At 60.6% G+C, this 20,468-nt stretch carries 25 protein-coding genes and 1 pseudogene; 21 read left to right on the forward strand and 5 right to left on the reverse strand.

Annotated elements, in window-relative coordinates; translation table 11 throughout:
• The first annotated feature begins 88 nt into the window (after positions 1-88).
• From CO657_RS37000 to repC, 4 genes are all read left to right on the forward strand, one after another.
• Positions 89-265 (forward strand): hypothetical protein, encoded by a 177-nt coding sequence (locus tag CO657_RS37000; protein ID WP_164918704.1) that lies wholly within the window; start codon positions 89-91, stop codon positions 263-265.
• 292 nt (positions 266-557) lie between these two features.
• Positions 558-1,775 carry a plasmid partitioning protein RepA gene (repA, locus tag CO657_RS34795; RefSeq protein WP_054185133.1) on the forward strand — a complete coding sequence of 406 codons (1,218 nt, stop codon included), beginning with the start codon at positions 558-560 and terminating at the stop codon, positions 1,773-1,775.
• Positions 1,772-2,761, forward strand: a complete 990-nt coding sequence (repB, locus tag CO657_RS34800) for a plasmid partitioning protein RepB (RefSeq protein WP_054185134.1) — start codon at positions 1,772-1,774, stop codon at positions 2,759-2,761. Before repA ends, repB begins: the two co-directional genes overlap by 4 nt.
• A gap of 198 nt (positions 2,762-2,959) precedes the next feature.
• The gene (gene repC, locus CO657_RS34805; protein ID WP_054185135.1) at positions 2,960-4,264 is read left to right on the forward strand and encodes a plasmid replication protein RepC; all 1,305 of its coding nucleotides are present in this window, start codon (positions 2,960-2,962) and stop codon (positions 4,262-4,264) included.
• Between the two features lie 42 nt (positions 4,265-4,306).
• Here the strand turns inward: repC and CO657_RS34810 are convergent.
• Both CO657_RS34810 and CO657_RS38165 read right to left on the reverse strand, forming a co-directional pair.
• Positions 4,307-4,584 (reverse strand): annotated as a pseudogene (locus tag CO657_RS34810) (type II toxin-antitoxin system RelE/ParE family toxin).
• Positions 4,584-4,859, reverse strand: coding sequence for a hypothetical protein (locus CO657_RS38165; RefSeq protein WP_063856455.1), 276 nt, complete (start codon positions 4,857-4,859; stop codon positions 4,584-4,586). The pseudogene CO657_RS34810 and the gene CO657_RS38165 overlap by 1 nt, the downstream one beginning before the upstream one ends.
• 116 nt (positions 4,860-4,975) lie before the next feature.
• Between CO657_RS38165 and CO657_RS34820 the strand changes: the two genes are divergently transcribed.
• From CO657_RS34820 to CO657_RS34865, 10 genes are all read left to right on the forward strand, one after another.
• Positions 4,976-5,968, forward strand: a complete 993-nt coding sequence (locus CO657_RS34820) for an LLM class flavin-dependent oxidoreductase (RefSeq protein ID WP_054185137.1) — start codon at positions 4,976-4,978, stop codon at positions 5,966-5,968.
• Positions 5,969-5,991: 23 nt separating this feature from the next.
• A complete protein-coding gene (locus tag CO657_RS34825; protein WP_054185138.1) occupies positions 5,992-7,341 on the forward strand; it encodes an LLM class flavin-dependent oxidoreductase in 1,350 nt (449 codons plus the stop codon).
• A 17-nt stretch (positions 7,342-7,358) separates the two neighbouring features.
• Entirely contained in the window at positions 7,359-8,558 is a 1,200-nt protein-coding gene (locus tag CO657_RS34830; protein WP_054185139.1) for a M20 aminoacylase family protein, read from the forward strand.
• A gap of 8 nt (positions 8,559-8,566) precedes the next feature.
• The gene (locus CO657_RS34835; RefSeq protein ID WP_082366344.1) at positions 8,567-9,118 is read left to right on the forward strand and encodes a GNAT family N-acetyltransferase; all 552 of its coding nucleotides are present in this window, start codon (positions 8,567-8,569) and stop codon (positions 9,116-9,118) included.
• 37 nt (positions 9,119-9,155) lie between these two features.
• The gene (locus tag CO657_RS38010; protein WP_082366343.1) at positions 9,156-10,934 is read left to right on the forward strand and encodes an amino acid ABC transporter permease/ATP-binding protein; all 1,779 of its coding nucleotides are present in this window, start codon (positions 9,156-9,158) and stop codon (positions 10,932-10,934) included.
• Between the two features lie 92 nt (positions 10,935-11,026).
• The gene (locus tag CO657_RS34845; RefSeq protein WP_054185141.1) at positions 11,027-11,971 is read left to right on the forward strand and encodes an ABC transporter substrate-binding protein; all 945 of its coding nucleotides are present in this window, start codon (positions 11,027-11,029) and stop codon (positions 11,969-11,971) included.
• A gap of 167 nt (positions 11,972-12,138) precedes the next feature.
• On the forward strand, positions 12,139-13,074 hold the full coding sequence (locus CO657_RS34850; RefSeq protein WP_054185142.1) for an ABC transporter substrate-binding protein: 936 nt from the start codon (positions 12,139-12,141) through the stop codon (positions 13,072-13,074).
• Between the two features lie 30 nt (positions 13,075-13,104).
• Positions 13,105-14,139 (forward strand): LLM class flavin-dependent oxidoreductase, encoded by a 1,035-nt coding sequence (locus CO657_RS34855; protein ID WP_054185143.1) that lies wholly within the window; start codon positions 13,105-13,107, stop codon positions 14,137-14,139.
• 55 nt (positions 14,140-14,194) lie between these two features.
• On the forward strand, positions 14,195-14,791 hold the full coding sequence (locus CO657_RS34860) for a 2-hydroxychromene-2-carboxylate isomerase (RefSeq protein WP_054185144.1): 597 nt from the start codon (positions 14,195-14,197) through the stop codon (positions 14,789-14,791).
• A gap of 150 nt (positions 14,792-14,941) precedes the next feature.
• Positions 14,942-15,859, forward strand: a complete 918-nt coding sequence (locus tag CO657_RS34865; RefSeq protein WP_054185145.1) for a fatty acid desaturase — start codon at positions 14,942-14,944, stop codon at positions 15,857-15,859.
• A 170-nt stretch (positions 15,860-16,029) separates the two neighbouring features.
• Here the strand turns inward: CO657_RS34865 and CO657_RS34870 are convergent, their stop codons facing one another.
• Genes CO657_RS34870 through CO657_RS34880 form a run of 3 tightly spaced genes read right to left on the reverse strand, consistent with a single transcriptional unit; the run spans position 16,030 to position 17,264 of the window.
• On the reverse strand, positions 16,030-16,416 hold the full coding sequence (locus CO657_RS34870) for a hypothetical protein (RefSeq protein ID WP_054185146.1): 387 nt from the start codon (positions 16,414-16,416) through the stop codon (positions 16,030-16,032).
• 52 nt (positions 16,417-16,468) lie between these two features.
• The gene (locus tag CO657_RS34875; protein ID WP_003591576.1) at positions 16,469-17,089 is read right to left on the reverse strand and encodes a helix-turn-helix domain-containing protein; all 621 of its coding nucleotides are present in this window, start codon (positions 17,087-17,089) and stop codon (positions 16,469-16,471) included.
• Complete coding sequence (locus CO657_RS34880) at positions 17,079-17,264, reverse strand: hypothetical protein (protein WP_003591577.1); 186 nt, start codon at positions 17,262-17,264, stop codon at positions 17,079-17,081. Before CO657_RS34880 ends, CO657_RS34875 begins: the two co-directional genes overlap by 11 nt.
• Positions 17,265-17,648: 384 nt before the next feature.
• Here CO657_RS34880 and msuE point away from each other — a divergent pair, with 384 nt between their 5' ends.
• Genes msuE through CO657_RS34900 form a run of 7 tightly spaced genes read left to right on the forward strand, consistent with a single transcriptional unit; the run spans position 17,649 to position 20,459 of the window.
• Positions 17,649-18,209: an FMN reductase gene (msuE, locus tag CO657_RS34885; RefSeq protein WP_054185147.1), complete on the forward strand. Its 561-nt coding sequence runs from the start codon at positions 17,649-17,651 to the stop codon at positions 18,207-18,209.
• A gap of 11 nt (positions 18,210-18,220) precedes the next feature.
• Positions 18,221-18,418 (forward strand): hypothetical protein, encoded by a 198-nt coding sequence (locus tag CO657_RS37005; RefSeq protein ID WP_197283921.1) that lies wholly within the window; start codon positions 18,221-18,223, stop codon positions 18,416-18,418.
• A gap of 35 nt (positions 18,419-18,453) precedes the next feature.
• Positions 18,454-18,621: a hypothetical protein gene (locus tag CO657_RS37010; protein WP_164918706.1), complete on the forward strand. Its 168-nt coding sequence runs from the start codon at positions 18,454-18,456 to the stop codon at positions 18,619-18,621.
• Between the two features lie 13 nt (positions 18,622-18,634).
• Entirely contained in the window at positions 18,635-18,787 is a 153-nt protein-coding gene (locus CO657_RS37015) for a hypothetical protein (protein ID WP_164918707.1), read from the forward strand.
• On the forward strand, positions 18,784-19,365 hold the full coding sequence (locus CO657_RS34890) for an RBBP9/YdeN family alpha/beta hydrolase (protein ID WP_054185148.1): 582 nt from the start codon (positions 18,784-18,786) through the stop codon (positions 19,363-19,365). Before CO657_RS37015 ends, CO657_RS34890 begins: the two co-directional genes overlap by 4 nt.
• Before the next feature lie 11 nt (positions 19,366-19,376).
• Positions 19,377-19,685, forward strand: coding sequence for a hypothetical protein (locus tag CO657_RS34895; RefSeq protein WP_054185149.1), 309 nt, complete (start codon positions 19,377-19,379; stop codon positions 19,683-19,685).
• A gap of 3 nt (positions 19,686-19,688) precedes the next feature.
• Positions 19,689-20,459, forward strand: a complete 771-nt coding sequence (locus CO657_RS34900; protein WP_037073570.1) for a gamma-glutamylcyclotransferase — start codon at positions 19,689-19,691, stop codon at positions 20,457-20,459.
• Positions 20,460-20,468 lie beyond the last annotated feature (9 nt).

Genomic DNA, 20,468 nt, shown 5'->3' on the forward strand with positions numbered 1-20,468 from the left:
GATAACGCTGACGGGTTGTTCTCGGCGGGTTCAAATTGCGCTTATCTCTGCAGCGTTACACAAGCCATGCGCAGACGAAAGATGGATTATGAACTTCAAGGGAATAAGCGCTCCGCTCAATGCCGGTCGTCTCGAACAAATGCTCGGCCTTGCCCCGTCACGCCGCGATCCTGAAACCCAGGACGTAAACGACAAGTCTTCCGGCAACGGACCGGTGCGCGGGCCGGAAGCCGAAAACCTGTACCATGCGTCCGCCTATAAATAAGAGAGATAGGCTGCCGATCCGGTTTGCGCTCCCCGGCGAAATCGGTCTTCGGTGAGTCGGCGCCGAGGCTGAGTCGCATCGAGTATGTCGCGATATTTTAAAGCCTGGCTTCCGGCGGATGTGAGACGGCCGCTGTTGTCAGCTGACAACAGCGCTAAGATTCCGGAATTGCACATGATTTTTTTGTCGAATCCGGTTTGTTATCCATTCGCTAACCAAGAAATCGCTTGACGCCACTGCCAGACTCACGATCATTTGCGCAAAATTACCCGATTTATCAGGATTTGCGTGAATGCCGACCAAGGCCGCGATTGTTGAGAAAGCTAAGAGAGCGAGTCAGGTCTCGATCGACGAGACGATTGCCCAGGACTCGACAATGCTCAGCAGCCAGCTCCAGGTGTTGTTCGAGCGATTGTTTTCGCCCGACGCTCGCAAATCGCTGCGGCGCTTTAGCAGCACCGAGGCCGCCAAACTGCTCGGCGTCACCGACAGCTATGTCCGCCACCTCGCCGCCCAGGTGGAAACCATCAATCCCGAAAAGACGGCGTCCGGACGGCGGGTGTTCTCGCTTGAGGAAATCCATGCGATGCGCCAGCATCTCGGGCGCACCAAACCCTCTTATCTGCCGATGCGCCGGCCGGGCGACCATCTCCAGGTGATCGCCGTCACCAATTTCAAAGGCGGCTCCGGCAAGACGACGACATCCATCCATCTGGCGCAGTTCCTGGCGCTTCGCGGCTATCGCGTGCTTGCCGTCGATCTCGACCCGCAGGCATCGATGTCGGCGATGCTCGGCTACCAGCCGGAATTCGACGTCGGTGAAAACGAGACGCTCTATGGTGCCATCAAATATGACGAGACGCGCCGCGACGTCGCCGACATCGTCCGCCAGACCTATTTCCCTGGCCTTGATCTCATCCCCGGCAATCTCGAACTGCACGAGTTCGAGCACGATACCCCAAAGGCGCTGGCCGACACCAACCGCGACGACAAGGACATGTTCTTCATGCGGGTCGGCAATGCGCTGCATTCGCTGGAAGAGAGTTACGACGTCGTCATCATCGATTGCCCGCCTACCCTCGGCTTCCTGACGCTGTCTGCTCTCTGCGCCGCCACCGCCGTGCTCATTACCGTTCATCCGCAGATGCTCGACGTTGCCTCGATGAACCAGTTCCTGACGATGACCTCCGACCTTCTGTCCGTGGTCAAGGAGGCTGGCGGCAATCTAGCTTACGACTGGATGCGCTATCTCGTCACCCGTTATGAGGCCAATGATGGTCCCCAGGCGCAGATCGTCGCCTTTCTGCGCAGCCTGTTCGGAGAGCGCGTGCTGACCTCGATGATGGTCAAGTCGACGGCGGTTTCGGATGCGGGCCTGTCCAAGCAGACGATCTACGAGGCGGGGCGCGAGACGATGCATCGCCAGACCTATGATCGCGGCGTCGAATCCGTCGACAACGTCAATGCCGAAGTCGAGCAACTCATTCGCAGTGCATGGAGCAGGACATGAGCCCAAAAGGTCGCGATATCCTGAAAAGCATGGTCGGCGCCGTGGAGCCGGCACGGCCGGATGCGCAGAGCGCGCCGCCGCCGCATCGGCCCTCGGGCGCGGTTAAGGCGATGAATCTGTCGCTCGGGCGACTGGGTGAGGAAGCGGCGGCCGCCAAGGCGCTGCGCGAATCGCTCGCCTCCGGTGACAAGGTGCTGGAGATCGATCCGGCTGCCGTCGAAATGTCCTTTATCCGCGACCGTATCCCCGTCGACCAGGATCCCGAGTTCGAGCGGCTGAAGCAGTCGATCCAGGAAAGCGGGCAGCAGGTTCCGATCCTGGTGCGGCCGGATCCTGAAAAGGCCGGGCATTACCAGGCCGCCTACGGCCACAGGCGGCTGCGCGCGGCAGCGGAGATTGGAGTTCCGATCAAGGCTGTGGTGCGCAAGCTTACGGATGAAGAACTGATCCTCGCACAGGGTCAGGAAAACGGTCCGCGGGTCGATTTGAGCTTCATCGAACGGGCACTGTTTGCCCGACGCATGGATGAACATGGCTTCAACCGCGACATGATTGCCCAGGCCCTGGCGACGGATAAGCCGGAAACGTCAAGACTGCTGCAGGTGGCGCAGACGATCGATCCCGAGATCATTCTTGCCATCGGACCGGCGCCCAAAGTCGGGCGGCCGCGCTGGTTGGCCTTTGCCGAGAAATTCAGGGAGGCCGGCGGGCAGAAGAAGGCGCGGGCCGCAATCGCCGCCGCAGCTTTCCAAGCGTTGGAGAGCAATGGCCGCTTCGATGCCATCTGGAAGGCGCTTGACGAAAAGAGCGCGCCCCAGCGGGACGAGCAGACGCTTCGGACCCAAGGCGGCGCACAGCTTGCTTCGGTGACCCGCTCCGGGAAGACCTTTCGCATCACCGTCAAATCGGCGGCGTTTTCAGAATTCCTGGCTCAGCGGTTGGTTGGCCTCGCCGCCGAGTTCGAAGAGGAAAATGTGGGAAAATGAGGCAGTTAGACCGATTGTCAGCTGACAATTCGGATAGGAGATAACGCGCAAAAGAAAAAAGCCCCCGAACGTCACCGTCACGGAAGCTTTCCTCGTAGTCTTGAACACCTCCGAGAATCGCACTTCCGAGAATCGCTGTCAAGAGTTTTTGGCGCCGTTTTGGTGAGCGGATTTTTTTGCCTCGTTGAGGTGGAAGAGATGGAAACCGGAAGTATAACGACGCCCTTCGGGCGGCGGTCGATGACGCTTGGCATGCTCGCAAGCCAGGTTATGGCAGGTGAGATCAAGCCTGATCAGTCGGTCGACAAATGGAAACTGTTTCGTGCGCTGTGCGAAGCAAAGCCGCTGCTTGGCATCAGCGATCGGGCGCTTGCCGTGCTCAACGCGCTCTTGAGCTTTTATCCGAAGAACGAGCTGGCGCAGGAAAACGGCTTGATCGTCTTCCCGTCGAATATCCAGCTTTCGCTGAGGACGCATGGCATGGCCGAACAGACTGTCCGGCGCCACCTTGCGGCACTCGTTGATGCAGGGCTTCTGCTGCGCAAGGACAGCCCCAACGGCAAGCGGTATGTCCGCAGGGACAGGGCAGGGGAAGTCAATGAGGCCTTCGGCTTCTCGCTGGCGCCGCTGCTTGCCCGCGCCGAGGAGATCGAACAGCTGGCGGCCGAAGTGATGGCCGAGCGCCTGCATGTCCAGCGGCTGCGCGAACGCATCACGCTTTGCCGCCGCGATATCGCCAAGCTGATCGAGGCCGCCGTCGAAGAAGACGTTCAAGGGGATTGGCAGGGCCTGTACCTGGAATTTCGGGATCTGGTCGAGGGAGTGCCCCGGTCGCCGACGACCGCACAGCTCGAACTTTTGCTGGACGAGTTGACCGCGCTTCGGACAGAGATCCTTAAGCAGCTGGAAATGCGAATGAAATCCACAAAACAGCGCGGCAATGCCGATTATATCGAGCGTCACATACAGAATTCAAACCCCGAATCCATCTCTGAACTTGAACCAAGCTTCGACACGAAGCAGGGCGCGACGCCGGAGCAAGACAATGGGCGAGGGGCCGTGACGCTGGAAGAGGGGAGGGGTGAAATGGCCCATCCGACTAGGCAGGAGGAGAGGCAAGGTCGACGGTCCGGGGCGCGCGATCATGCCGGCGGGCTGAAATCCTTCCCGCTCGGCCTGGTTCTGCAGGCCTGCCCTGAAATTCTCGCCTACGGGGCGAATGGCGAAATTCGCAACTGGCGCGACCTGATGGCCGCGGCCGTGACCGTTCGATCGATGCTCGGCGTCAGTCCGTCAGCCTACGAGGAGGCTGCAAATGCAATGGGGCCCGAAAATGCCGCGACGGTGATGGCATGCATCCTGGAACGCGGCGGCCATATCAATTCGGCCGGTGGTTATCTCCGCGACCTGACGAGGCGAAGCGAAAAGGGAGAGTTCGCGATCGGCCCGATGCTCATGGCGCTCCTGCGGGTAAACGCGCCGGCCGGCCAAAAAGCTGGATAAGGGGCAGGGCTGGGAGACGCTGAAGGTCGATATGTCGAATGATCAGCGGATCAGCCTTCGCTCCAGGAAGGCCTGCATGTCGCGGCGTCCATCGACGACGCAATAAACGACGACCTTGGTGCCAATGATGCGATAGATCATGCGCCAGGGCTTGTGGTGCAACTCCCGATATTCGGTCATGCCGATACTCGTGAGCTCTTTCGGGATATGTCCCCGGGCGGGGAATTCAGCTGTTTCGGCGCGGTCGCGACGAGCGATGAAACGATAGAGATCCTCGATGTCGTGTTCCGCATTCTCGGCGAAAGAACAGGGTACGGCATCAGAATTGGCTGTCGGCCAGACGTTTGCGGATGCGTGCGAAGCATTGAGCAGCAGGGCGCAGCTTGCCCTCCTCGACTTGCCGGTTGGTCAGCGCCAGCACTTTCAAAAGCGCCAGGGTCTCCTGATGCGCCTTGAGATAGCTGATGGCTTCACCTGTTCTGACAGCGTCATGCGGTTGCTCCCTTTCAACCAGAATATAGATCAGCAAATGGTCGATTGAAGAAGCTTTTCGAACACCGCCGGGTGCAACTCGAGCCTCCAATTTCCCTTTCATGCGCGGTCGCTTTTTTTCACGCAACTCTCACGAAAGAGAATGCCATTTCTTATAATGAAGTTTGTCTACTGATTTTATAGACTAAGATTTGCAACCAGCGATCGGATCGTGATCTCATGACCTATCTCCTCAGCCTTCTCGACAAAAGCCCTATTGAACAGGGTTTGACCGCCGCGGATGCGTTGCGGGCGACGGTCAAGATTGCCGCCCGCGCCGAGGAACTCGGTTATCACCGCTTCTGGGTGGCCGAGCATCACAACATGTCCAATCTGGCGAGCTCCGCGCCGGAGGCGCTAATCGCCTATCTTCTTGCCAAAACCTCGAAGATCCGGATCGGCTCCGGCGGCGTCATGCTGCAGCATTACAGCGCCTACAAGGTTGCCGAGACCTTCAACCTTTTGGCATCGCTTGCGCCCGGCCGCGTCGATCTGGGTGTCGGCAAGGCGCCGGGCGGGTTTCCGTTGTCGACGCGGGCCCTGCAGCTTGCCGTCGATCCGTCCAGGAAGCCGGATTTTGCAAGCCAGCTTTCCGATCTCAACACCTATCTCGCCGCCGACCCGAATTATGACGGTGCGCAGGCGACCCCTTTCCCGCCGACGGCGCCCGATCGTTTTCTGCTCGGCGCCAGCGTCGAAAGCGCCGAATTGGCGGCCGAGAAGGGCTGGGAGCTGGTCTTTGCCGGTCACCTGAACGGCGATCCCGACAATCTGCGCAGGACCTTTGCGGCCTATGAGCGGGCATCCGGCGGCAAACGACCGATCCTGGCGCTCGCCGCCTTTGCCGCCGAAAGCGAGGATTATGCCCGCGAACGCGTCGGCAGACTGCGCATCGTCAAGGTGTTCCTGCCGAATGGCCAGACCGTCAATGTCGGCAGCGAGGAGCAGGCAGCCGAATTTGCCCGCCAGGCCGGCGTCACCGATTACCGTATCGAGGAGAAGGTGCCGAGCGTGCTGCACGGCACGGCAAAGCAGATCCGCAAGGAATTGGACGAGCTTCACCGTCTCTACGGCGTCAAGGAGTTCGTGCTCGACACACCGGCGCTTTCGGTCGCCGAGCGCCTGGCCTCCATCGAGCTGCTCGCTGAGGAGCGGCTTTCTCTCGTCGCCTGACGGTTTTCAAGGAGATCGATCCCATGGCTCAGAAACACGTCACGTTCGGCATCATGCTGCAGGGTCCCGGCGGTCACATGAATGCCTGGAAACATCCAAGCGGACCGGTCGATGCCAGCGTCAATTTCGACTTCTTCGTCAACACGGCGCGCAAGGCCGAGGCGGCCGGCATCGCTTTTGCCTTCGTCGCCGACGGGCTCTATATCAACGAGCAGTCGATCCCGCATTTCCTCAACCGGTTCGAGCCGATCGCCATTCTCTCGGCGCTTGCCGGCTCGACCTCGAAAATCGGCCTCGTCGGCACAGTCTCGACCTCCTACAGCGATCCCTTCACCATCGCCCGCCAGTTCGCCTCGATCGATCTCATCAGCGGCGGCAGGGCAGGGTGGAATGCCGTGACCTCGCCGCTCGAGGGCTCGGGGCGCAATTACAGCCGCGAACATCCCGAGCACGAACTGCGCTACGAGATCGCCGAGGACTATATCGAGGCGATCAAAGGCCTCTGGGACTCCTGGGACGATGACGCCTTCGTGCGCAATCGCGAAACCGGCGTCTATGCCGACAAGACCAAGATGCACCGCCTCAACCACAAGGGCCGCTTTTTCCGCATAGAAGGGCCGCTCAACATCGGCCGTTCGAAGCAGGGGCAACCAGTGGTCTTCCAGGCCGGCGCTTCGGACTCCGGCATCAGGCTTGCCGGCAAACATGCCGATGCCGTCTTTACCAACGGCGGACCGTTGGAGGAGGCGCAGGCCTTCTATCGGCAGCTGAAGGACAGCGTGATTGCGCATGGGCGCCCGGCGGCGGAGGTCGGCATCTATCCCGGCATCGGCCCGATCGTCGGCAAGACGGCCGAGGAAGCGGAAGCCAAATATCAGGCGATCCGCAATCTCGTCACCATCGAGGAGGCGCTCGCCTATCTCGGCCGTTTCTTCGACCATCACGATTTCAGCAGCTACCCCCTGGACGGGGCTTTTCCGGATCTCGGCGAGATCGGCAAGAACAGCTTCCGCGCGACCACCGACCGCATCAAGAGGACGGCGCGCGAAAAGGGCCTGACGCTGCGCGAAATCGCGCTCGATGTCGCCACGCCACGCACCGCCTTTATCGGCACGGCGGAGCATATCGCCGACGAGATCATTCGCTGGGTGGACAACGGCGCCGCCGACGGCTTCATCCTCGGTTTCCCCGTCATCGCCGAGGGCTTCGACGATTTTGCCGAACACGTCCTGCCGGTCCTGACCGAGCGGGGGTATTTCGATCCCGTCCTGAAGGGCGAGACGCTGCGCGACCACCTCGGCCTGCCCTTCCGCGAAAGCCGGTATGCGGCCAGTGCCGATCAGCTCGAGCCCGGAAAGGCTGTCGGCGCCTGAGGCGCCGGCGAACCGCCATGGATGTCATCGCTCAAAACCCCCGCAGCAACGATCCGGTCGAAAAGGGCATCGCCGCCTATCTCGACGAGATCATCGCGCTTCGCCACGACCTGCATCAATATCCGGAGCTTGCCTTTCAGGAGCTGAGGACCAGCAAGCTCGTGGCATCCCGCCTGTCCTCCTGGGGCTACGAGGTGGTGACGGGCATCGCCGGCACCGGCATCGTCGCCACCTTGAGACGCGGTGACGGTAAGAAGCGGATCGGCATTCGCGCCGACTTGGATGCCCTGCCGATCGAGGAGGCGACCGGACTTGCCTATGCCAGCAGCAATCCCGGCGTCATGCATGCCTGCGGTCATGACGGCCATACCGCCATCCTGCTGGCGGCTGCCCGCTATCTCGCAGAGAGCGGTCATTTCAGCGGCACGTTGAGGCTGATCTTTCAGCCCGCCGAGGAAATCGGCGCCGGTGCCCGCAAGATGATCTCGGAAGGCCTGTTCGAACGGTTTCCCGTCGATGCGGTCTTCGGTCTGCACAACTGGCCGGGTGTGCCGACGGGGCAATTCGGTTTCGTCGCCGGCCCGGCCATGGCCTCGGTCGATCAGGCGGTCGTCAAAATCGTCGGCAAGGGCGGGCATGGCGCCGAGCCGCACCGCGCCGTCGATCCGGTGCTCGCTTCCGCCTCCTTCATCACCGCCCTGCAAAGCGTCGTCTCGCGCAATGTCGATCCGCAGGACATGGCGGTCGTCACGGTCGGCTCGATCCATGCCGGCTCCGCCTCGAACGTCATCCCCGAGAGCGTCGAGATGAAGCTCACCATGCGGGCCTTCAGCGAGACGGTTCGCCATCTGCTGCAGGAACGTATTCCAGCCCTCGCGCGCGCCCAGGCCGAAAGCTTCGGTGCAGCGGCGGAGGTGAATTACCGCCTCGGTTTTCCGGCCTTGGTCAATCACGCCAAAGAGACGGCATTTGCCCGTGACGTCGCCTATGACGCACTTGGCCTTGCGGCGATCGAAAAGGATTTCCGGCCGAGAACCGCGAGCGAGGATTTTGCCTTCATGCTGCAGGCCAATTCCGGTAGCTACCTCTTCGTCGGCAATGGCGACAGCGCGCCACTCCACAGCGCCCACTACAATTTCAACGACGCGATCATTGCACCCGCCGCCCGCTATTGGGTGCGGCTCGCCGAAACCTTCCTCATTGATGACAACGGGTGACGAACGATATGAGCGATACGTTTCTCTATACGAGCCCTCTCGATCCCCGCGCCAAGCCGCTGATCGATGAGTTGATCCACGAATATGACAGCCGCTACGGCACCTATTTCAATGCCGAAGGGGCTGCGGCCGAACTCAATCGCTATCCCCCCGAAGCCTTTGCCCCGCCTTACGGCAATTTTCTGTTGCTGATCCGCAATGGAGAAACCATCGGCGGCGGCGCCTTCAAACATTACGACGAGCGCACCGCCGAGTTCAAACGCATCTGGACGCGTTCCGACCTGCGCCGCCAGGGGCTTGCCCGCAAGGTGCTGGTGGAGCTGGAGATCCAGGCGGCCCGCCAGGGTTATACCCGCATTTACCTCACGACCGGTTTCCGCCAGCCGGAGGCCGTCGGCCTCTATCTGAATGACGGTTACACCGCTCTCTTCGACACCTTAGCCGATCCCGAGATCTACAAGAGCCTGCCCTTCGAGAAGGATATCAGCCATTTGGCCGAGCCTGCTCTTGACGACGTGGCGGCGGAACCGCGCCTGCGCGTGGCCGGCGCAAATCATTGAAAACGGCAAAGACCGACAATCATAAAAGGGAAGCACAATGGCACTGACGACGGATTTCGGCGGTATCGACACCGGCAGCAGGACGGCCGAATCGAAGCAGGATCATTCCCGTTACCGCATCGTGCCGGCGCGCCATCCCGGCCGTCTGGCCGGCACGATCTTTGCCGTCGTCGTCATCATCGCCGTGCTCTATTCGACCTTCACCAATCCGCGCTGGGGTTGGGGCGTCTTTGCCGAATGGTTCTTCGCCGAGCCGGTGCTCGTCGGCCTCGGCAGGACGCTGCTGCTGACCGTGCTTGCCGCCATATCCGGTTCCATTCTCGGAACGGCGCTGGCGCTTGCCCGCGTCTCCAGGTCGCCGCTGCTGTCAGGTCTTTCCTGGGGCTATATCTGGCTGTTGCGCTCGATCCCGGTCATCGTGCTGCTGTTGATATTGAACAATCTCGGCTATCTCTACGAAACGATCAAGATCGGCATTCCCTTCACTGATACGGTGTTCATCGACTATCCCACAGTGCAGCTGCTGACGCCTTTTGCCGCCGCTTTCCTCGGCCTGACGCTCAACCAATCGGCCTTCTTCGCCGAGATCGTCCGCGGCGGCATTCTTTCGGTGGATCATGGGCAGCTGGAAGCCGCCGCCGCACTCGGCCTGGCGCGCCGCCGCCAGGCTTTCCGCATCGTGCTGCCGCAGGCGATGCGCTCGATTCTGCCGACCGGCTTCAACGAACTGATCGGATTGGCGAAGAGCACCTCGATGGTCTACGTGCTGGCGCTGCCGGAACTCTTCTACACGGTGCAGGTGATCTATCGCCGCAATCTCGAAGTCATTCCGCTGCTGATGGTCGCGACCGTCTGGTATCTGATCATCATGACGGTGTTGTCGATTGCTCAGCATTATATCGAGCGCTACTTCTCCAAAGGTGCGGTGCGCAATCCGACACCGCTGCCCTTCCAGGCGTTTTTCGCGCGCTTCCGCCGGCCGCTCCCGGTGCGGGAGACGGCGACCGAGACTGTGCGCAAGGTCGGCTTCCGGGATGCGGCAGCTTTGCGGGCGGCAGGCGGTGCGGTGCGCATCCAGGGCATTTCGAAGAGCTTCGGCTCCCTGAAGGTGCTCGATAAGGTCGAGCTCAGCCTGCCGGCCGGCAGTGTGACCGCCATCCTTGGTCCGTCCGGCTCCGGCAAGTCGACGCTTCTCCGCGCCATCAACCATCTGGAGCGCGTCGACGAGGGCTTCATCTCGGTCGACGGCGATTTTGTCGGCTACAGCAGGAAGGGCGACACGCTCTATGAGCTCAAGGAAAAAGAGATCCTGCAGCGCCGCGCGGATATCGGCATGGTCTTCCAGAGCTTCAATCTCTTCCCACATCTGACCGTGCTCGAAAACCTCATTGAAGCGCCGATCCAGGTGCGCGGCGTCAGCCGCGAGGATGCCGTCCAGCTGGCGCAGGAGCTGCTGGCCCGCATCGGCCTCAGCGACAAGATCAACGCCTATCCACGCCAGCTTTCCGGCGGGCAGCAGCAGCGTGTGGCGATCGCCCGGGCCTTAGCGCTCCGTCCCAAGGTGCTGCTCTTCGATGAGCCGACTTCCGCACTCGATCCGGAGCTGGTCGGCGAAGTGCTCGACGTCATCAAGGAACTGGCCCGCACCGGCACGACGCTCGTCATCGTCACCCATGAAATCGGCTTTGCCCGCGAAGTCGCCGATACCGTCGTCTTCATGGAAAGCGGCCGGATCCTCGAGGCCGGCCCGCCTGCCCGGATTTTCACCCAAGCGGAACATCCCCGCACGCGGGAATTCCTCGCCAAGGTTCTCTAGCGCCAGACAGCGCTGGTGAAATGCCGGGCCGCGACGGGCTGCTCCGGTCGAATAACGATAAGCACAATCTTAAGATGAAATGGAGAAGGGGCATGGCATTTACAGATAGAGTAAGGCTTCTCATAGCCGGAGCCGTCACCATTGGCGCGATCGGTTTCGGTTCCGCTCAGGCGCAGCAGAAATTCGATCTCAGCCCCGAGCAGCCGAACCGGCTACGGGTGGAAAAGAACGAGAAGCGCATTGACGAGGTCAAAGGCTTCAAGTTCGTCGAAAACGGCGTCTTCACCGTCGGCATCAGCTCGAGCGGCAACCTGCCGCTGCATGATTATGCCTCCGATTCCAAGACCGTCATCGGTTACGACGTCGATCTGGCGCAAGCCATTGCCGACAGCCTCGGCCTGAAGCTCAATCTGGTCTCCGTTGCCTGGGCCGACTGGCCGCTCGGGCTGACATCGGGTAAGTTCGATGCGGTGATCTCGAACGTTACTGTCACGGAAGAGCGCAAGCAGAAATTCGATTTCTCGACCTACCGCAAGGATGAGCTCGGCTTCTACGTCAAGGCCGACAGCCCGATCACGGCGCTCAAGCAGCCGAGGGATATTGCCGGCCTGAAGGTCATCACCGATGCCGGCACCAACCAGGAGAAGATCCTGCTGGAATGGGACCGGCAGAACGTCGCGGCCGGCCTCAAGCCGATCGAGGTGCAATATTATGACGACGACGCGGTCAAGGATCTCGCCGTCCAGTCCGGCAGAGCCGACGCCGTCTTCAGCGTCAACGCGACGCAGGCCTATGCGGCGGGCATCAATGGCAAGACCAAGCTCGTCGGCACCGTCAGCGGCGGTTGGCCGATCACCGCCGAGATTGCGGTCACCACCCGCAAAGACAGCGGTCTGGCCGCTCCCCTGACCGATGTCGTCAACGACCTGATCGCCAGCGGCGCCTATCGGAAAATTCTCGATGCATGGAATCTCGGTCCTGAGGCGATCGACAAGGCGCAGACCAACCCGCCCGGCCTGCCGAAGAGCGGCTCCTGACCTTATGCGGCCGGCAGCATTCCTGCCGGCCATGCCCGCCTGCTAAAGCGCATCGCGTCAAATCTGATTCATGCGACGCGCTTTAACCCTTTGTTTTGATGCATGTCGTTGTCCAGGAACCGCTGCACACTTCCGGGCGACATGCACTAATTTGGAGATTGAAGACGATGATTGCCTTTGCGGCATTGCGGACCCTGCTGATCGCCGCTATGGCGTCCGGCCTTTCCTTCGGCGCAACTCGTGCGGCCGACGATTTCGACCTGAGCCCGCAGCAGCCGGGCAGGCTGCATGCCGCCAGAAACGAGGCGGCAATCGCTGCGATCCCTGGGGAATTCAAGTTCGTCACGCCGGGCAAGTTCACCATCGCTGTCAGTCCGGGCGGTCCGCCGCTTGCGACCTATGCCACCGACGCAAAGACCGTGGTCGGGGCGGATCCGGATTATGCCTACGCCATCGCCGACAGCCTCGGCCTGACGCTGGAGATTGTGCCTGTGGCCTGGATCGACTGGCCGCTCGGCCTCGCTTCCGGCAAGTATGATGCCGTCATCTCCAATGTCGGGGTCACCGAACAGCGCAAGGAGAAGTTCGATTTCTCCACTTACCGTCAGGGCCTGCACGGTTTCTTCGTGAAATCCGATAGCCCCATCGCCTCAATCAAGCAGCCGAAGGATGCGGCGGGTCTGAGGATCATCGTCGGGGCCGGAACCAACCAGGAGCGCATCCTGGTGAAGTGGAGCGACCAGGATGTCGCCGCCGGCCTGAAGCCGATCGAGCTGCAATATTACGATGACGAGGCGGCAAGCCTCCTCGCGCTGCGTTCCGGTCGCGCCGATGTCATCGTCCAGCCGCATGCACAGCTCGTCTTCATCGCTGCGCGCGACAAGAACATCAAGCGTGTCGGTACGCTCAGCGCCGGCTGGCCCGATCGTTCCGACGTTGCGATCACCACCCGCAAGGGAAGCGGCCTCGCCGAGGCGCTGACCGTCGCCACCAACGGCCTGATCAAGGACGGCAGCTACGCGAAGATCCTCGATCACTGGCATTTGTCCGAGGAAGCCTTGCCGGCATCCGAGACCAATCCGCCCGGCCTGCCGAAATACTGATCATCGCATGGCAGGAATGGAAGGGACGACATGAGCGGCCGCAACATATCGATCAGCCATATCGGCTTTCTCACCCCCGGCAATTATCCCGACGACGATCCGTTGTCGGGATTGGAACAGACGCTCCAGCAGCTGCAATATGGCGAGGCGCTGGGCTTCGATAGCGCCTGGGTCCGCCAGCGCCATCTTGAGCCGGGGATCTCTTCGGCGAGCGCCTTCCTGGCGGCGGCCACACAGCGCACCAGCCGGATCGAACTCGGAACGGCGGTCATTCCGATCGGCTACGAGAGCCCCTATCGGCTGGCCGAAGACCTCGCCACGGTCGATGTTCTCGCGCGCGGCCGGCTGAATATCGGCGTCAGCGCCGGCCGGCCGCTGCATGCCGAATTGATTGCCCCGCGGGTCTTCGACGGCGATTGGACCGGCTACGATTTCTCGCATGATCGCGTGCTGCGCTTTGCCGACAATTTGCGCGGCACCTATCTGGGCGACGAGCAGACTTTCATCAGGACGCCCTTCGGCCCGCAGCGGCCGCGCCTGCAGCCCTACGCCAAGGGTCTGATCGACCGGATCTGGTACGGCGGCGGCTCGCAGCGCTCGGCCGGATGGGCCGGCCGCAATGGCTTCAATCTGTTGACGGGCAATGTGATAACGGGGGAGGGGACGGACGATTTCTTCGTGGCCCAATCCAGGCTGATCGAAACCCATCGTGCCGCCGGTACCGGGCGCCGTGTTGCGCTCGGCCGCGTCATCGTGCCTTTCGACAGCGCCGACAAGGCAACGCGCCGCCGTTACCGCGATTATGCGGAGGGCCGCCATGGGCGCACACTTTCGCCGCAAGGCGAGCGGCGCACCTTGTTCGCGCGCGATGTTGTCGGCACGGCGGACGAGATCTTGGCGCAGCTTTTTGCCGATCCGATCCTGCCGGAGGTCGGCGAGTTGAGGCTGGAGCTTCCCTACGAGTTCGAGCACGAGGAATACCGCCAGATCCTCCACGACTTCGTGACATCAATCGCACCCGAACTCGGATGGAAAGCCCAGCCCCAAATTCGGGCCGCTTCCTGAAAAAGCAGTCGTCGAGTCGACGCCAGAAGCATCATCCCACGAGGAACATTCATCAGTGACCAAAACGGTAGAATACTTTTTTTCGATTGGATCGCCCTGGTCTTACATCGGCTTCGACGCCTTCATTGAACTGGCGGCCAAGAACGACGTCGTCGTCACGCCCTATCTGACGACGGTGGTCGAGGAAAATGGCGGTATCTTCTCGCGCAACCGTCCGGAGATCCGGCGCGCCTATTGGACGCGCGACCTCAAGCGTTGGGCGCGCGTGCGCGGGAAGGAATTGCGGCTCGAACATCGCCCTGAGCTGAGCGATCCGACGCCGGCCTCCCTTTTCGTGATCGCCGCCTATCTCGACGGGCAGGATTGGACCGGCGTCAGCAGGGCCTTGCAGCATGCCTTCTGGAGCGAGGCGAGGGATATCGGCAAACCCGATGTGCGCGAGGCGATCGTCACATCGGCAGGTTTCGACGGCGCGGCACTGCTCAGGCGGCAAGCCGACGACGACGTCCAGAACAAGTGGTCGGCAGACCGGGTGCACGCGCGCGACAGCGGCGTTTTCGGTTTTCCCACCTATGTCCATGACGGCGAGACCTACTGGGGACAGGACAATCTGCCCTTCCTCGAGCGACATCTTCGCGGCGACAGGCCTTGAGCTCGGGTGAGGCAGGCCGTGCTTTGTCGATCATCGGAAAGCGCCGTTTGAGACGGATTTTTTCAGATTAGTCTATAAAATAGGTAGTATTTATTCCCTGCTGCCGGTGCCGTTCGGTAAATTGGTGTGGTTGAAGGGGAAACCGCACGCATGCTCGACAGAACGTCACAGGGCGCCGCCACTCCGTCGCGTTCGACGGAATGGCCGACCGTCATTCTCGCAATCGTCATCCATGGCGGATTTCTGGCGCTGACCTGGTGGTGGCAATCATTGCCGCTCATCGTGGCCGTGCTTGCAGGAGGTTGGCTGATTGCCTGGCATGGATCCCTTCAGCACGAGGTCATTCACGGCCATCCGACAGGAAGCCAAGCGATAAATGACGCGATCGGCTCGTTACCGCTGTCGCTCTGGTTGCCTTATCCAATCTACAAGGAAGGTCATCTGGAGCATCATCGCGACGAATATCTTACCGACCCGATCGAGGATCCGGAATCCTCCTATGTCACTAAGGCCGCCTGGGAACAGCTTGGTGCTGCCGGCAGGCTGCTGGCGCGGTGGAATACGACTCTTCTCGGCCGGTTGACCATCGGTCCTGCCGTGATGCTCCTAAGCTTCCTTGGACAGGAATGGCGGCTGGTGCGGGCGAACGAACCAGGAAGACGGCTTATATGGGCGACGCACGGAATCGGCGTGGCCGTCGTCCTGCTCTGGGTGGTGATCGTCTGCGATCTGCCGCTATGGCTTTATCTCGGTTTCGTCTATGCCGGCGCGGCGATGACGCGGCTGAGATCCTATGCCGAGCACAGATATGCCGAAAACCACGAGGAGCGCACCGCGATCGTCGAAAACAGCCATCTCTTCGGCTTGCTGTTCCTATACAACAATCTGCATGTTCTCCACCATCGTCGCCCGGGCATCTCCTGGTATCGCCTTCCGACGGTCTATCGCCACGAGCGTGAAATGCTCGTGCGTTCGAATGGCGGGCTTGTCTATGATGGTTATTGGGATATCGCACGCCGGTTTTTCCTGAAGCCGCACGACGATCCCACCCATCCCCGGCATTCATAGCGGGCCGCGGCCTACGGGCGTCGCGGCGCTTCGGCTGCTATGGCGGAGGAAGTTCCGTTATCTTGGCAAGATTGCATACTCTTATCGAAACCGTTCCATTCTATTGGAGGAAAAGATATGAGAAGATTTTTTTACATTGTTTAGCGCAATTGGTTCTTTTATCTCCCGCTTCATCGAAACACGAAACGCCGCTGTATTAATCGGAGAGAGACGATGAACCCCGCCATGAACATGATGCCGATGATGAACAACATGATGCCCTCCATGATGAACCCAATGATGGGTGGAATGATGCCAATGATGGGCGGCATGCCCATGATGAACGGCGCGATGATGCCGATGATGGCATCGATGCCCATGATGATGATGATGGGCTCGATGAAGTGCACCATGACCGCCGAAGGCATGGCCTGCGAGATGAAGCCGATGGAAGGCATGGACAAGGACATGTTCATGGAATCCTGCAAGCGCATGATGTCCATGATGTCCGGCGGCATGCCGGTGATGATGAACTGCGGCGGCATGATGATGTGCTGCATGATGGCTGCCTGAGCCATCCACTGTTCCAAGCAACGACCGAAAGCCTCCGGAGACGGGGGCTTTTTTGCGTCAGACGCGAACGTCTTCGAGATAGGTTGTCACCAGGTAGAGGATCGCTTCCGTGCCCGTCATGTTGCGATAGACATGAGGAACGTCCGCGTCGAAGACGATGGCGTCGCCTTCACCGAGGATATGCAGCGGCTGCTTGCCGGCGATGATTTCGACAGTGCCTTGGGCGACGACCAGATTTTCGACCGTCCCATGCTGATGGGCATCGGCATTTTCGGTGTGGTGCGGCGCAATCCTGAGCTCGTAGAATTCCACCTTTCTCTCGCCTTCGAAGGGGAAAAGAGCCCGTGTCTGGAAGCGCCCCTCGGACGAGGCGAGGATTTTCGATTTTGCCCTGGGTACGGCAATGATCGGGGTTTCGCCGCGCTCGGCGATCAGCGCGGCGCAGGGAATACCGAGAGCAAGCGCGATCTTCGAAAGGATGCTCAATGTCGGGCTGCTTTTGCCCGTTTCGATCTGGCCGAGCATTGCACGGCTGACACCCGCGATCTTTGCCAGCCTGTCCAGGGAGTAACCGCGGCGGGTGCGAATGCGCCGCAAATTCTGGCCTGTCTGAACCGTGATCTCGTCGGCGGTATCTCTTGCTTCGCCGTCGGCAAGAAGCACTTGATCAGACGCCATGTCCGGCAATGCCCATTGCCATGACCGGGACGAAACCCCAATAGGGCACCCACATCAGAACCGGCTGCATCGCAAACGAGACCGGCGCGGCAACCTTCGCAGCGTCAGGCGCATGTTTGCAGCGCGCTTGCCGGTAAGCCTGAAAGTCGATGACATCCGCCGTCTGCATTGGCATGAAAAGCTCCCGCTAAAATCTATAAGAAAGCTATATTTCTCGCAGAGGAAAGGGCAGGGCGCGTCATCCAATCGTCACGCCGAACCGGAAATCTTATACCAATAATGCTCAGGCTTGCGGCAAAGCCATTTGCGGGGGGGGCATTTTTATGCACGCAAAGACGTTCTCTGGAGTGGCCGAGGCAGACCATCGCTGCGGGTTTTGCAGAGTATGGCAGGGTCGTAAATACGGAGGACGGCCGTCTGATTGCAGGATCTCCGTGCAGCTTATGCGTGCGAAAGTGGGGGTGAACGTTTTTTTCAACTGAGCGCGGAAGGAGAGATGCGCATTCCTTTAATCCAGTAATTTTATAGACAATATTTGAAGCAACAGAGAGGAAAACCCATGTCAGGTTTCAAACTCGTCGGCATTGCCGGCAGCTTCAATCGTCCATCGAAGACACTGGCGCTCGTCCGGCATGTGGCCGACCGCGCCAGCCTCCGATACGGCTTTACCAGCAAGACCTATGATCTGCATGATCTCGGCCCGTCGCTGGGCAACGCCTTGTGGCGCAAGGATCTCGATGATCAGGCCAGGCGTGTCGTCGACGAGATCGTCAAGGCCGATGCCTTGATCATCGGCTCGCCGACTTACAAGGGCTCTTATCCCGGTTTGTTCAAACATCTGATCGATCTGATCGACCCGCAGGAACTTCGGGGCAAGCCGATCATCATCACGGCGACGGGCGGCGGGGACCGGCACGCGTTGATGGTCGAGCATCAGCTTCGGCCGCTGTTCGGTTTTTTCATGGCCCATACGCTGCCGACGGCGGTTTATGCGTCCGACCGCGATTTTGCGGATTATGCGGTTTCATCGGAGGCGCTCTCGAACCGCATCAGCGAAGTGATCGGCGAGTTGGCAGCCTTCTTTCCTGAAGCAAGCCCGGCAATAGCGGCGGCCGAATAGGGATCGTCGCGATGGCCCGATCTCAGGAGACAGCGATGGACGATGCGGAGCGGCCGGGATCAGGCGATCAATTGTGGAGCGTCTTTGAATTCGCCCGACGATATCGCCTCGCCAAGCGGGAAGAGAACCGCCTGTTGATGCTCTACGGACCGAGTGCATCGCTTCGCGATCTTCTTGCCAATGCGCAACGTCATTCGCTGATTTCCTAACCGCCGAAGATATCGGTCCCCGACAGGAGGTTTGCATGAAGCTTGACTTCTTTTCCCGGCTGAAACGCGCGATCGGCCAATTCTTCCAGCGCAAGGCGCGGGTGCCTGTAAACGGATCGTTTGCTCGTGACGAAGAGCAAGACCGGTCGGCCCGTGAATATGAACTCCATTATTGGGGTGCGATGCCCGGACTTTGGTATTGAGGAGGGCGGTGTGATGGCAATCGTCATCGAGACCGGCCTTCGTCGGCACGGCATGAGAAGACAGGCAGGCAGCGTCATGTCGCAATTCCGGCATGCGGCCGGAATCTGCACGATCGTCAGTTCCTTCACGTTCCTCTTTGCCCTGGTAATCGGGCTGATCCAATGAGCGAAGTCCTTATTCTTCCCGGTCTTTTCGGCTCTGGAGAAGGGCATTGGCAACAGCACTGGCTGCAGGATCAGCCGGGCAGCCTTTGCGTCGCCCAGGACGACTGGGCTCATCCGGACCTCGACAGCTGGCTGCCGCGTCTTGAAGGCGTGCTCGAAGAGGCCGGCGAGGCCTATCTGGTCGCCCATAGTCTCGGATGCCTGCTCGCCGCCCGGCTGGCCGGGCGAAGTGCTGCCCGGCGCGTGAAAGGGGCATTGCTCGTTGCTCCCTGCGATCTGCCGACGACGGAAGCGCTGCATCCCGGGCATATCTCGTTCGGCGGCATGCCGACAGCGCCTTTGCCATTTCCGAGCATCGTTATCGGCAGCATGAACGACGCCTACATGACGGTCGACCGGCTGACGCACTTCGGCCGGCTGTGGAATGCCGAGACCAGGAATATCGGCCTTGCCGGGCACATCAATATTGCCAGCGGTTTTGGCCGTTGGCGTACCGGTTACCGGCTGCTGGATGCCTTGAAGACGCGCGTCGGTGATCGAAGACGTATCGTCTCCGTGCGGCCGGCTTTTGCGATGTGAATGGAAGCGGAATGTCCGACATTGTCGACGATCTCCTGCGCCTGAGCGAAGATCCCCATGCCGACCCGAGGAGCCGGCGCCGGCAAACCATGGAGCGATTGGTAGAGACGCTGCTTGCCATGGCCGATGCCGAAATTGCGCCGGAAGAGGCGCAACATCGCCATTCGATCATCCATTTGACGATGATCATCCGGGACATGACGGGCAGGATCGCCGAGGCCGACGACCCAACATTTGCGGCGATCGTCAGGGAAGCCGCGATGCTGATCCGCAGTCTGCAGCGGCGCCGGGCCGATGCGGCCGGATGTACGGTGCATTGAAACGTGACCGATATCGCGGAGCATAAACAGGTGACGATCCGGCGAAGCGGGGTTCGGATGCTCGGCCCGACAAGAATGGCTCTCACCGACGAATTGGTGTCGCTCAGCCTTCGCCCGGAGATCGACCCCGGCCCCGAGCCGCACCGGGTACCGCTTACCGAGGCGGAGCTGGAGCTATTCGCCAAGCAGCTTCTCGATGAAGCCGAGGGGGCGCCGCTTTGGGTCTTCGCCTATGGATCATTGATATGGAAGCCGGACTTCGATGCCGTCGAATGGCAGCGCGGCGCAGCAAGAGGATGGCATCGGTCCTTCTGCCTGAAGATGACCCGTTGGCGGGGAACGCGGATCCAGCCCGGCCTTATGATGGCTCTCGACCGAGGCGGACGATGCAACGGCATTCTCTTCAGGCTTGCCGATGAGGATCGTCTTGGCCAGATTCGACGGTTGATCCGCCGTGAGGTCGGCACGATCGAAGATGCGGCGACGGTTCGCTGGATTCCTGTTGAGACCGCACATGGGTTGGTGCGCGCGCTGGTCTTCTGGGCCGGACCGAAGGGAGAACGCGTGTCTCGCAAACTGCCGTTGGAGACGGTGGCGCGGGTACTTGCCAGGGCCTGCGGACATATGGGCTCCTGCGCCGAATATCTCTATCTGACGGTGAAGCATCTGGAAGAACGCGGCATCCGGGATCGCAATCTGTGGCGGCTTCAGGAGCTCGTCGCAGACGAGCTCCTGGCCATGCATGATCTGAACGGCGTGACGGAAAACCGTTAAGCCGCCCCC

Source organism: Rhizobium acidisoli (genome assembly GCF_002531755.2).
Taxonomy (GTDB): Bacteria; Pseudomonadota; Alphaproteobacteria; order Rhizobiales; family Rhizobiaceae; genus Rhizobium; species Rhizobium acidisoli.